Below are 13,454 nucleotides of genomic sequence, written 5' to 3'. Positions count from 1 at the left end.
TATAAGAGAAGAAGTCTTTGGCCCTGTGTTACCTGTTATGAAGTTTGGTACTCTAGATGAAGCTATTGCGCTGGCTAACGATTGTGAATTTGGCTTAACATCATCCATATTCTCTGAAAACTTTAATAAAGTAATGCACGCATGCGACCAACTCGAATTTGGTGAAACTTACGTTAACAGAGAGCATTTTGAAGCCATTCAAGGTTTCCATGCAGGTTGGAAAAAATCTGGCGTGGGCGGTGCAGATGGAAAACATGGCATGGAAGAATACCTCCAAACTAAAGTTATTTATGCTCAATATAGATAAAATAACTTACTGAATAAGCAATGAAAGCACTGTTCATTTTAGATACAAAATTGAATGGTGCTTTGTTTATATTATTAAACTAATACTAAATAACCAATGAGTAATACAGAAAAAATACCTGTAGTTTCTAAAGAAGTCTTAATTCCTTTTATAATTATAACATCATTATTTTCCTTATGGGGATTTGCTAATGATATAACAAACCCTATGGTTGCAGCCTTTGCAACGGTAATGGAAATTTCCACAGCTAAAGCGGCATTAGTACAATTTGCATTTTACGGTGGTTATGCCACTATGGCAATTCCCGCTGCCCTTTTCGTTAGAAAATACAGCTATAAAAGTGGTATCATTTTAGGCCTAGTACTCTACGCAATTGGAGCACTATTATTTTATCCGGCGGCTAAGTTTGAAGTATTTGGTTACTTTTTGGTTTCCTTATACATCTTAACTTTTGGATTAGCCTTTCTTGAAACAACTGCAAACCCATTTATACTTATGATGGGAGACGAACGCACCGCAACCAGAAGGCTAAATTTAGCACAAGCTTTCAACCCTATAGGTTCTCTATTCGGTATGTTTGTTGCTTCAAAATTCATTTTAGTAGCCTTAGATTCCGATAAAAGAAATGAGGCCGGTGAACTTATTTTCAACACCCTAGACGAAGCACAAAAAGCCGTAATCAGAACACACGATTTATCAGTTATAAGAAACCCTTATGTGATTCTTGGTTTTGTTGTAATCGCCATGTTAGTTGTTATTGCCATTACCAAAATGCCTAAACGAGAAAAGAATGACAACCAAACTAGTGCAGCATCTTCATTTAAAAGATTATTCGGTAATGGAAAATATAAAGAAGGTGTTTTAGCACAATTATTTTATGTAGCTGCACAAATTATGTGTTGGACCTTCATCATTCAATATGCAGGAAACTTAGGAATACCAAAAGCTGAAGCTCAAAATTACAATATTGTAGCTATGAGTATTTTCTTATTGAGTCGATTTATAAGTACTTTTTTAATGAAATACGTAAATTCGAGAAAACTACTTATGATTTTTGCACTTTGCGCAATGACAACTACTGCTGGAGTTATTCTAATTGAAGGCATTTTAGGTCTGTATTTATTGGTAGCAACTTCTGCCTTTATGTCTTTAATGTTCCCAACTATTTACGGTATTGCACTTCATGGGTTAGATGAAGAAGACACAGCGCTTGGGGCTGCTGGTTTAGTTATGGCCATTGTAGGAGGTGCTTTAATGCCCATTCTACAAGGTATATTTATAGATATGGAAAAAGTTGGCCCTTTATCAGGGGTAAACTTTTCGTTTATACTACCTTTCATTTGTTTCTGTTTTATTGCAGTTTACGGGTATAGAACATTAAAAATCCATTCATAAAGAAAAATAATTGACACAAAAAATGCTTCAAATTACATTAAAACTGACACTTATTTAATGCCTTCATATATTAAATTGGTAGACTAAGTCAATTAAATCAGTTTGTAAACACAAAAAAATCACCTGTAATCAAAATATTTACAGGTGATTTTTTTTTTATATTTCTACCCTATATTAGGTAATGGAAACATTTAAATACAACTAGCTTGCTGAACTTTGTAATATAAAGAGCTAAACCCTGCTTATCTAACTAACAAAATAAAAAATAAAAGCACCTTGCAACATTAATTAATTCCATGAAAACTCTATTTTTGGGTACTAAAGCTATTTAGTTAATTCTAAAAAGAATACAATGAACTAATTTTCAAAAGTCGTTAATGAAGCAATACTTTTTCCTTTTCTTTTTTGCAACTTCTTTTTATATAACTGCACAAGAATCTGTATTTTTTTCTGAGGAAAAAGACTCTTTAATAACTAATAATAAATTTAACATCTCTGTTTACAACCTTAATTTCATTAAGAACAATGAATATTTTAATGATATTGCAGACGGTTTCACATTATTAGGAACCCATTTACAACCTGAAATTATTTATAATAGTTCTGATAAAACACAATTTAGAGCAGGCGTTTTTTTAATGAAAAACTTTGGCGAACATAATATTGACTATGCCATTCCTACCTTTAGTTTTAATTACTTTAAAAACAACTCCCAAATAACAATCGGTAATTTATATTCCCGAAACAATCATACCTTAATTGAACCACTAATGGCAAGTGAGAAAATTTTAAGTGAAGACATTATTGAAACCGGCTTTGAATATAAGTATAAAACAAAAAATATCTATTTTGATGCTTGGTTGAATTGGGAAAATTACATTAGAAGATATAGTGAAGAACGCGAAGTTTTCACAATGGGGTTGGCTTCAAAAACAGCACTTGTCAAAAACTTTTCTTTACCAATACAATACATTTATTATCATAAAGGAGGGCAAATCAATAATAAGTATCGCAGTGAAAACAGCATAGATAATAGCATGAATTTTCATAATATATCTTTGGGCTTGGAGTATAAAACGAATTATAACCCCAAAAAAGGCTTCACAATTGGTCACTACTATTTATTACATTCAACAAAGGCAAAAACCGAATACCCTTTTACTGAAGGCTATGCCCATTATACAACCTTAAACTATAAAACAGAACATTTTAATTTTTTATTAGCGCATTATAAGGCTAACAAATTTATTTCTGCTAAAGGAAATGAAATGTTTCAATCCTATTCACTTAAAAGCAATGTTAATTATTGGAATGGCGTGTTAGATAATAGATACTTAGATTTAACGGAACCTGACCGGAATTTGCTTTTTTCCAAACTATTCTATCAAAATCAAATAGCTAATAATGTAAAACTAGGATTTCAATTAGAATGCTATTACCAACTTAACAACGGAAACACCATTGAAGGTATCGAAAAAAATACACAACATCAATTTGATTATTCCTATGGGGTTTTCCTTTTATTAAATGACGTATTTAAACTGTAACCTTAAATTAAACCTTTCAATTAATATTAAGTGACCCAACAAATTCAGCTTCAAAAAGTGCCTTAAAATGTTTTAATAATTTCTTTTTAACCTCAGATTCATCAACTGTTTTTTGGGCTAATTCTACATTTAAAGAGGTTACTGTTTTTCCACGAATGCCACACGGAATCATCAAATCGAAATACCCCAAATTAGCATTCACGTTTAAAGCAAATCCATGCATAGTAACCCAACGGCTAGCCCGAACCCCCATAGCACAAATTTTACGAGCAAAAGGTGTTCCAACGTCTAACCAAACCCCTGTTTCACCTGGACTTCTTTCTGCTTTTAAACCGTATTCTGCAAGAGTTAAAATAATCATTTCCTCTAAAAACCGAAGGTATTTATGAATGTCCGTAAAGAAGTTATCTAAATCTAAAATGGGGTAACCCACTATTTGACCTGGGCCGTGGTAAGTAATATCACCTCCTCTATTAACTTTGTAAAACGACGCATTTTTAACCTTTAATTGTTCTTCATCAACTAACAAATTAGAGATATCACCACTTTTCCCCAAAGTATAAACATGGGGATGTTCTACAAATAAAAAATGATTTTTGGTTTCTATATTGGTATTGTTGCGCCTATTACTAATTTTGGCATCAACGGTACTTTTAAAAAGTTGTTCTTGGTAATCCCAGGTTTCTTTATAATCTTTTAAACCTAAATCTTGTAATTCTATAATCTTATTCAAAGTATTAATCTTCTAAAATAACCTCCAGATTTAAAGCTTCTGGGTTGGTTATATAATCCATAAATCCATATTCAACGGTTACGCTTTTCCTGTCGGCGCTAAACAATGCTTTTTCATTCGAAACTGATTTTATGCGTTTTGGGAAATGATAGTTCAATTTATAAACAGAAGAACCAAACATCATTGCCATTTGACCTAAACTATCAACCACTTGGCTATAGGCCTCTTTATCAACTATTTTTGCAGTTCTTTTAAATACGTTTCCATTGTAATTATAGCTAAGTTCTGTATTTTCATCACTTCCAAAAGAAGAAAATGGATTACCTACTCCATTTGTTTTCTCTTTACCTTTTATGTCTCCAAAACTTTTCATGGCTTTAAACATATCCTGAAGTTCATTTACAGATTTAAAATCGGTAAACATATCAAACTTCATTTCGGAAGTTTCGGGGTTCATTCGCATATGCATACTGAAAGGTTCCAAATTTTTAATTCCTTGCTGCTCTTCTGCCGACAGCTTGGAAATACTATCGCCCATAGTGGCAAACAATTCTTTAAAACTAAAAGTAGAATCGATGGCTTTTTCTTGGCTATCACTCAGTTTATCGCCAGCCATTTGCATAAGTTGTGTCCCATCAAATGAAAACTCCATTTTACCAGAACCATCATCATTAATGTATATATTTTCAGAAAACTGGCAACTCGACAGCATTAAGGAAAACATTAAGACTACTGCAACTATAAACCGATTCATATATAAAATTTTAAAAATAATTAATCAAATATAAGTTTAATTTTTGGGATTGTTAAGAATTACAAGTGCGGCAATAACCCCAGGAACCCAGCCACAAAGCCAAAGTAAAAAAACAATAGTAATTGAGCCACAACCTTTATCTATTACAGCTAAAGGTGGACAAATAATTGACAGTAAAACTCTCCAGAAACTCATAATATTTTTTTCATTGACGATATAATCTGTAAGTCGTAAATTTAGGTTTTTTGTTACAATTTTATTTAAATTCTGAAGCTTAAAAATTCATAAATCTAAAATCGGTAATCGTTAATCAAATGATTATCTTTGTGCCTTTAAAAAATACATAGAAATTTAGAATATGTCGCAATTATCAGAGCAAGAGCTTGTACGTAGAGAAAAATTAGTAAAATTACGTGAAATAGGTGTTAACCCATATCCTGCAGATTTATACCCTGTAACTCACACTTCAAAACAAATAAAAGACCAATTTGAAGCGGATAAAAAAGTAGTTATTGCTGGTAGGCTGATGATGATTAAGGTACAAGGAAAAGCAAGTTTTGCCGAATTACAAGATGCCGATGGCAAGATTCAGGTATATTTTAACCGAGATGAAATTTGCCCTGGCGACGATAAAGAAAAATACAACGAAGTTTTTAAAAAATTATTAGATTTCGGCGATTTTGTTGGTATTGAAGGCGAATTATTTACAACGAAAGTTGGGGAAAAAAGTGTTCGTGTAAAAGACTTTACGCTATTAAGCAAAGCCTTAAAGCCGCTTCCTTTACCAAAAGAAAAAGATGGTGTGGTATACGATGCATTTACAGATCCGGAGCAACGTTACAGACAGCGTTATGCCGATTTAGTGGTAAACCCTAAAGTAAAAAATGTATTTATAAAACGCACTAAATTATTTAATGCCATGCGTCAGTTTTTTAATGATGCTGGCTACTTTGAAGTTGAAACTCCTGTTTTACAACCTATTCCTGGAGGTGCAGCTGCGCGTCCGTTTACAACACATCATAACGCATTAGACATTCCATTATACATGCGAATTGCTAATGAATTGTATCTAAAAAGACTTATTGTTGGTGGTTTTGATGGGGTTTATGAGTTTTCTAAAAACTTTAGAAACGAGGGAATGGACCGAACTCACAATCCTGAATTTACTGCCATGGAAATTTATGTAGCCTACAAAGACTACAACTGGATGATGGACTTCTGCGAGCGCTTATTAGAGCATTGTGCAACAGCCGTAAACGGGACAACCAAAGCCACTTTTGGCAAGCATGAAATAGACTTTAAGGCGCCTTATGCCAGAATAACAATGACAGATTCTATTAAAGAATTTACGGGCTTTGACATTACTGGAAAAACAGAAGACGAAATTAGAACCGCTGCAAAAAACATGGGTATTGAGGTAGACGATACCATGGGTAAAGGAAAATTGATTGATGAAATTTTTGGCGAAAAATGCGAAGGTAATTACATCCAGCCAACCTTTATAACAGATTATCCAAAGGAAATGAGTCCGTTGTGTAAAGAACACCGAGAAAACCCAGAATTAACAGAACGTTTTGAATTGATGGTTTGTGGCAAGGAAGTAGCTAATGCTTATTCTGAATTAAACGATCCAATAGACCAACGTGAACGTTTTGAACACCAGATGGAACTCGCTAAAAAAGGAGACGACGAAGCAACCGGAACAATAGATTACGACTTTTTACGTGCTTTAGAATACGGTATGCCTCCAACCTCTGGTATGGGTATTGGAATGGATAGATTAATAATGTTTTTAACCAACAATGCATCAATTCAAGAAGTTCTATTCTTCCCACAAATGCGACCAGAGAAAAAAGCAGTGGAATTAAGCGATGCGGAAAAAGTTATTTTCGACATTTTAAAAACTCAAAAAAACATGTCTCTTAATGATTTGAAATCACAATCTGGCTTAAGTAATAAGGCTTGGGACAAAGGAATAAAAGGGTTAACCAAGCATAAATTAGCCACTGTTATAAAAACAGATGATGATTTGCTAGTTGAAATTATTTCGTAACTTTCAAGCAAAATTATTTTAAGGCGTATTCACTTGAATGCTAAAAGAAAAAATGGTAATAGTTTATGATTAAAAAAACACAATTAGATTTAATAATTGCTATTACCACTTTTTTTATCCTAATCTCAATTTCAATTGTAACTTATGTTACTTCCTTGAATAGGTATTATGCCGTTGTGGAAGAAAACCTATCACATACAGGCAAATTAATTACCAAGGAATTCCACAATATCATTCAAGCAGATATTTCAAAACTTGAGAATGTTAAACGCAGATTGGAGTTTACAAATGGAGACTACTTTGAAAACTGGGAACACGATGCCAATTTAATTCTAAAACAAAACGAATCGGTTAGGTTTATTGAGTGGATTGATAATAACATGGTTATTAGAATGATTAATCCTCTAGAAGGAAATGAAAAAGCTTTAAACTTAGATATTTCCCAATTAGCTTACAGAAAAGATGAATGGCTAAACCATGCCAAAACGGGTGAAACAAACATCACCTCGTGGTTAGAACTTACACAAACAGGTCAAGCCTTTTTGGTAGATGTTCCTGTATATTTTGATGGCAAGTTCCAAGGTACCATAACGGCTGGAATGAATTTTAATGAAAATTTCAATAAATTTATTAGTTATTTAGAAGATCAATATGTTGTTGAATTGTACGATCATGAAGGAGCCCTTTTTTACCAAGCAAACAATTCCATAAGGTTAAAAACCAAACGCAACATTTCTCATAACACAACCATTTTAGTTGATGAATTAGACAAGCAATTATGGCGGTTAAATATTTATCCTTCCCAAAATTTTCTAATAGCAGAAGGGAAAACTATTATTAATATTGCCTTAATTATGGGAATTTTTCTATCCATAATAGTATCATCACTAATCTATTTTTTTCTAAGAGCAAAAAAAGGAACAAGAGAAGCCATTGATGCCAATGACTCTTTAATTCAACTAAACGAACAACTTAATGCCGAAAAGGACAGAGCCTACGTAGCATCTCAGGCAAAAACGGACTTTTTATCAAATATGAGTCATGAAATTAGAACGCCTTTACATGCCGTTATTGGTTTTATTGAACTTTTAAAAGATGAAGACTTAGCCCCTACACAAAAGGAATATGTAGATTTAATGGATAAATCATCTAGCAACCTTTTAGACCTTGTAAATGATATTTTAGAGATTGACAAAATAGAATCGGGCAAAACAGAATTAGACAAGCAAATTTTCGCTCCTTCCAAAAAGATAAATGAACTTATAGAAGTCAATCAGTTTTTATTTGTAAAAAAGGGTTTATACCTTAAAACAAATTTCGAAAACGTTCTCAACACCATGGTAATTGGTGATGCTGGCAAGTTACTACAAGTAATAAATAATATTTTAAAGAATGCCTTAAAGTTTACTAAAGAAGGTGGTGTTACAGTAACCTGCTCGGAAACCGTAATTCAAGACCAATTAAAATTAATAGTAAATATTGAAGACACCGGCATTGGTATAGAAAAAAACAAAATAGACTCCATATTTAATAGATTTACTCAAATTGAAAATGCCGTTAAAAAAGAACATGAAGGAAGTGGGCTTGGTTTAGCAATTTGTGAAAACTTAGTTGCCATGATGGGTGGAGAAATTTCTGTTGAAAGTGAAAATAATAGAGGAACTAAATTCACGGTATCATTCCTGTTTGATATTTCAGAAGAAACAGAACTACCTTTAGACAATAAGAAAAACCTCAACCTTAAAGATATTGATGTTTTAATTGTAGATGATAATACACTAAATATTATTGTATTAAAAAAATTCCTTCTAGACATCGGAGTAGAATCGGATACAGCAGCAAATGGAAAAATTGCTTTAGATAAAGTAAAAGACAAAAAATACCAACTTATTTTTATGGATATTCATATGCCCGAAATGGATGGTTGGGAAGCGACACGCATTATAAGACAAAGCGATAAACACGTTTTGATTTTTGGACTTTCAGCAAATGTTACAACCGCCGCCATAAACAAAGCCATTGAAAGTGGTATGAATAATTACTTAAGTAAACCCTTCAAAAAAGAACATTTATTCTCGTTGCTAAGATTCCATTTCAATAATTAATTTATAAAAAATAAAAAGCCCAGTAAATTTTAATTACTGGGCTTTTAAAACTAACCAACTAAACATAATTTATTACTAACCTAATAACCTACTATGTAGATTTATATATGTCTCAAATAAATAACTATACAAATAGAATCAATTTTTAGTTGGCAATAAAACTATTTAGAAATGTTTAACAATGAAAGTTGAAACTTTTAACCTTCTTTAAGAAAAAAAACTTCAAGTGTTAATTTTTTAAGATAAGTTATTAATTAAATAATCTAAATTTAATACGATTTAACTGCTAAAAATTTAACTTGGATAATTTTTAAAACTTTCCATATTTTTACAAGATGCTGAAAAATATTACACTACTTTTCTTCAATTGTTACTGCTTCATTTTATTAGGACAATCACAAGATAGCTTGTACTTTAAAAACGGTATTGAAAAACCAAGCATTTTAGCAACACACCATTTTGGAATTTTTAGCGCTCGAATTAATACAAACTTCAAACTTGCTCCACAAAAAAAAACGAGCTTAACCTTCACTTCTACCAGTGGTAACAACTTTCATCCGTTCGTAGAAACTTATATCCCAAAAGACCCTGAAACGCAAAAAGAGCAGAGTAAATTAATATGGTACCATAGAAATTTTCAATTTGTAGATCAGGAAACAACACCTGCAGATTATATGAATATTGAAATTGATGCGGTAATAAAAGAGTTTCGTATAGGTATTAATATTCCATTAACCAAAAATCATGAATTGGATATTTCCCTCCGCTCATTATTAATAACCAAAGGAAAATACCCCTTTTCCGTTTTTACAGGTGATGAAAGCATTGAATGGTTTCATAGCAATCTTATTGGAGGTGAAGACCCCTATGGAAGACGTTACTATGGCTTAAACCAAGTAAATTTTAGGTATCAAGATCGGTATGGGAACAACCTTGAATTAAATAATAATGATTTCTTTTTAGGTGGCTTTGAATTTAATCATCACTATTATCCAACATTATCCATTAATAAAACAAGAAATATCTTTATCAATTTCGGAAGTCATTTAGGCATAAATACCTCTAGATACAATTCATCTTTAGATGTAGGTGTATCGGCAAACGCAATAAAAAAATTAGAGTTCAAATCAAATTATGAGCTTAATTTTGCACTTGGTTTAAATGTACTCCGTAAAAACCTTATTAACTTTGAAGAGGTAATTGATTTAGGCAACAACCCATACTTGGGCACTTTTGAAAGTGATTTACAAATAGCCAAATTCACAAAAAAGAAAAATTACAATGCTTTTAGTGTTAATTTCCAAATTCAGACCTCTTATAACAAAAAAGAAGAAGCCGATTATTATCGAATGATTGGAAAATGGAAAGAAATAAATGGTGGTTGGCAACATGGATTTGAAACCTTATATAAAAAATTATCTTTTTGGACGTTTATGTACACTTATGGGCGCCCAAACCTTACCTTGTGTGTTTATTTTAAAGAAGATTTTAGGGTGAATAATGCGCCCGATTTTCAAACGGGAGTGAGTTTAAAACTCCCGATTTTTAAATAAATCCATTTAATAAGACAATTTTTTTTAAAACAGCATTGCTGTTAACTTTCCGTTAAAATCATTAGCATAATTAAACCTTTTCAAATTGCTAAAGTCTTAATACTGTAAAACATTAAAACTTATTATAATGAAAAGATTATTCATAATTGCACTTGCTTTAGTAACAATTCAAGGCATTGCACAAGAAAGAAAAGAACGTCCAAACCGCGAAAACAGAACGCAAAGAATGAGCGACCTGACTCCTGAGGAAATGGCTACACTTCAAACAAAAAAAATGACATTACATTTGGATTTAAATGAATCGCAACAAAAGCAGATTCATAAATTAAATTTGGAGAATGCAACGGCAAAAAAGGAAATGATGGAAACTTTTAAGGCTAAAAAAGAAAGTAATTCTAAAGAAAAACCTTCAAAAGAAGAACGCTTAAAAATGATGAACGCGAAACTAGACCATCAAATTGCAACCAAAGCCAGAATGAAAAGTATTTTAAGTAAAGAACAGTTTGAAAAATGGGAAACTGATCAGGAAAAAATGCGCAAACATGCTATGAGTCAGAGAAATAATAATGAAAGAAGAAAAGGTGATAACCAAAAAAACTAAAAACATTTTAGTTAGTTGATTAGTTAGATAATTAGTTTGTTAGTTGGTGAAAATGCGCATGTTCTGGTTAAACATGCGCATTTTATTTTATAGCGTTTTAGCAACTTTATTTACCGCGTTTATTGTAAAATCTAAATCAAAAAAGCTTAAAGCATCTGTAATAAACCAAGTTTCGAAGGCACTTGGTGCAATATAAACTCCTTCATTCAACAAACCGTGAAAGAATTTTTTAAATGTATCATTATTACCTTTAGCAGCCGTTTCAAAATCGACCACAGGTGCTTCGTCAAAGTGCACTGAAATCATAGACCCAACCCTATTAATAGTATGCGTTACTTTATTTTCATTTAGTACTTTAGCAATACCATTGTGTAAATATTCGGTTTTTTCTGCTAATCGATTAAAAACTTCAACATCATTATTTAACTCAGTTAGCATTGCCAAACCTGCTGCCATTGCTAAAGGATTTCCACTTAACGTTCCTGCCTGATATACTGGACCTAAAGGCGCTAAATGATTCATAATTTCATTATTAGCAGCAAACGCACCTACGGGTAATCCACCGCCAATAACTTTTCCAAAGCACACAATATCTGCTTTAATATTATATAGTTCTTGTGCACCACCTTTTGCTAGGCGGAAGCCTGTCATTACTTCATCAAAAATCAACAAAATATTATGCTCAGTACAAAGTGTCCTTAATTTAAATAAAAAATCATTTTGTGGTGGTACACAGCCCATATTTCCAGCAACTGGCTCTATGATAATACAAGCAATTTCATTTTTATTGGCATTAATTAATTCCTCAACATTTTCAATATCGTTATAACGTGCCAATAAAGTGTCTTTAGCAGTGCCTTGAGTTACACCCGGACTGTTAGGTGTACCAAAGGTACTTGCTCCACTACCTGCTTGTATTAAAAACGAGTCGCTATGCCCATGATAACATCCTGCAAACTTGATTATTTTATCTTTTTTAGTATACCCTCTCGCTAATCGAACGGCACTCATACAGGCTTCAGTACCAGAATTTACAAACCTAATTTTATCAATATTTGGCACCATGGAAACGGCCAACTCTGCAATTTTTGTTTCAATTTCTGTAGGCATTCCAAAGGAAGTTCCTTTTTTTGCTTTTTCTACAACCGCATCCACTACAGGTTTATGGGCATGTCCCAAAATCATTGGTCCCCATGAATTTATATAATCTATTAATCGATTATCATCTTCATCATACAAATAGGCACCCTTCGCCTCTTTAACAAAAATCGGGGTCCCACCAACTCCTTTAAACGCTCTAACTGGTGAATTTACCCCACCAGGAATAACGTTTTCGGCTTGTGCAAATAACGCACTGCTTCTCTTATAATTCATTTTTAATGTATTTGATACTAATTAACCTGAAGTGTTTGCCCAATATTTAAACCAGTATCAGTTAAACCGTTTAACTCCTGAAGTTCTTTAATGGTTTTATTATATCGTTTTGAAATAGAATAAAGTGTTTCACCTTTTTCAACCACATGAGAACTTTTTACTGTTGAGGCTTTTCCCTGAGTTACCTGATTTGAATTCGTTGCCGATGTTCCTAAATCTTTTTTAATTTTCAATTTTTGACCAACACTTAGTTCTGTTCCTGATAAAGCATTTATTTCTTGAAGTTCTTTAACAGTGATATTGAATTTTTTAGAGATGGAATACATTGTTTCACCTTTTGCAACATAATACATAGAGAAGTCACCTATTTCATCTTCATATTTCACATACTTATCTCCTAGTACTTCTTCATCATATTTATGCAAACCATAACGTTCAATTAATCCAATTAATTTTTCGGGGTACCTAGGATCGGTTGCATAACCTGCTTTTCTAAGTTCCTTTGCCCACCCTTTGTAATCTTCTTTTTTAAGTTTGAAAAGTGCAGCATAACGCGACCGTTGTGACAAAAACAAAGAATGATCTCTAAAAGAGTATTTCGAATCGGTATATTTTCGGAAACACTCTTGAGCGGTATCATCATCATGATAAATTTTATCCCCAGTCCATTCATGACATTTAATTCCAAAATGATTATTAGCTTCCATAGCTAACCTACCACGACCAGAATTAGACTCCAGAATTCCTTGAGCCAAAGTAATACTTGCCGGTATGCCATACAACTGCATTTCTTCTTGAGCGATGGCTTTAAAAAGTATAATATATTCTTCCGTTGAACCTATTTTAACTTCAACACCATTTACAACTTCTGTGGCATTTTCATTTCCTTTTGAAGTTGATCTGGGTTCCTTTCTATAAACTTGTTCTGTTCTTTGTTTGTTTGAAGACTTCTTTTTCGTTAAAGCCTTTTTAGAACCACAACTTAACATCACACTTGCTAACAAGCAAAAAAATAGTATTCTTATCATTTAT

General features: G+C 32.4%; 12 protein-coding genes. 7 read left to right on the top strand and 5 right to left on the bottom strand.

Annotation, left to right across the window (positions count from 1 at the left end):
- The 3 genes from ABYI63_RS03800 to ABYI63_RS03790 all read left to right on the top strand — a co-directional run.
- Nucleotides 1-307: aldehyde dehydrogenase family protein (locus tag ABYI63_RS03800; protein WP_372753604.1), on the top strand; the 307-nt coding region annotated here is incomplete at its 5' end.
- Between the two features lie 96 nt (nt 308-403).
- Nucleotides 404-1,702, top strand: coding sequence for an L-fucose:H+ symporter permease (gene fucP / locus ABYI63_RS03795; protein WP_372753602.1), 1,299 nt, complete (start codon nt 404-406; stop codon nt 1,700-1,702).
- A 377-nt stretch (nt 1,703-2,079) separates the two neighbouring features.
- Complete coding sequence (locus tag ABYI63_RS03790) at nt 2,080-3,249, top strand: hypothetical protein (RefSeq protein WP_372753600.1); 1,170 nt, start codon at nt 2,080-2,082, stop codon at nt 3,247-3,249.
- Between the two features lie 16 nt (nt 3,250-3,265).
- Here the strand turns inward: ABYI63_RS03790 and lipB are convergent, their stop codons facing one another.
- From lipB to ABYI63_RS03775, 3 genes are read right to left on the bottom strand one after another with little or no spacing between them, the layout of a single operon-like run.
- A complete protein-coding gene (lipB, locus tag ABYI63_RS03785; RefSeq protein WP_372753598.1) occupies nt 3,266-3,982 on the bottom strand; it encodes a lipoyl(octanoyl) transferase LipB in 717 nt (238 codons plus the stop codon).
- A 4-nt stretch (nt 3,983-3,986) separates the two neighbouring features.
- Complete coding sequence (locus ABYI63_RS03780) at nt 3,987-4,736, bottom strand: hypothetical protein (RefSeq protein WP_372753596.1); 750 nt, start codon at nt 4,734-4,736, stop codon at nt 3,987-3,989.
- A 36-nt stretch (nt 4,737-4,772) separates the two neighbouring features.
- Nucleotides 4,773-4,931 carry a YqaE/Pmp3 family membrane protein gene (locus ABYI63_RS03775; RefSeq protein ID WP_372753594.1) on the bottom strand — a complete coding sequence of 53 codons (159 nt, stop codon included), beginning with the start codon at nt 4,929-4,931 and terminating at the stop codon, nt 4,773-4,775.
- Between the two features lie 163 nt (nt 4,932-5,094).
- Between ABYI63_RS03775 and lysS the strand changes: the two genes are divergently transcribed.
- The 4 genes from lysS (at nt 5,095) to ABYI63_RS03755 (ending at nt 11,048) form a co-directional block, all read left to right on the top strand.
- The gene (gene lysS, locus ABYI63_RS03770) at nt 5,095-6,789 is read left to right on the top strand and encodes a lysine--tRNA ligase (RefSeq protein ID WP_372753592.1); all 1,695 of its coding nucleotides are present in this window, start codon (nt 5,095-5,097) and stop codon (nt 6,787-6,789) included.
- Nucleotides 6,790-6,854: 65 nt separating this feature from the next.
- Nucleotides 6,855-8,894: an ATP-binding protein gene (locus ABYI63_RS03765; RefSeq protein ID WP_372753590.1), complete on the top strand. Its 2,040-nt coding sequence runs from the start codon at nt 6,855-6,857 to the stop codon at nt 8,892-8,894.
- A gap of 335 nt (nt 8,895-9,229) precedes the next feature.
- The gene (locus ABYI63_RS03760) at nt 9,230-10,447 is read left to right on the top strand and encodes a hypothetical protein (RefSeq protein ID WP_372753587.1); all 1,218 of its coding nucleotides are present in this window, start codon (nt 9,230-9,232) and stop codon (nt 10,445-10,447) included.
- 127 nt (nt 10,448-10,574) lie between these two features.
- Nucleotides 10,575-11,048, top strand: a complete 474-nt coding sequence (locus ABYI63_RS03755) for a hypothetical protein (protein ID WP_372753585.1) — start codon at nt 10,575-10,577, stop codon at nt 11,046-11,048.
- 87 nt (nt 11,049-11,135) lie between these two features.
- On the opposite strand, the gene hemL is transcribed toward ABYI63_RS03755, so the two are convergent.
- Together hemL and ABYI63_RS03745 are read right to left on the bottom strand one after the other, a co-directional pair.
- On the bottom strand, nt 11,136-12,422 hold the full coding sequence (gene hemL, locus ABYI63_RS03750; RefSeq protein ID WP_372753583.1) for a glutamate-1-semialdehyde 2,1-aminomutase: 1,287 nt from the start codon (nt 12,420-12,422) through the stop codon (nt 11,136-11,138).
- A 17-nt stretch (nt 12,423-12,439) separates the two neighbouring features.
- Nucleotides 12,440-13,450: a glucosaminidase domain-containing protein gene (locus tag ABYI63_RS03745; protein WP_372753581.1), complete on the bottom strand. Its 1,011-nt coding sequence runs from the start codon at nt 13,448-13,450 to the stop codon at nt 12,440-12,442.
- Between the last annotated feature and the right edge of the window lie 4 nt (nt 13,451-13,454).

The organism is Mariniflexile sp. (assembly GCF_041583155.1).
Lineage (GTDB): Bacteria > Bacteroidota > Bacteroidia > Flavobacteriales > Flavobacteriaceae > Mariniflexile.
The sequence above is the reverse complement of the archived record's forward strand: the minus strand, read 5'-3'. Positions and strand labels throughout refer to the sequence as shown.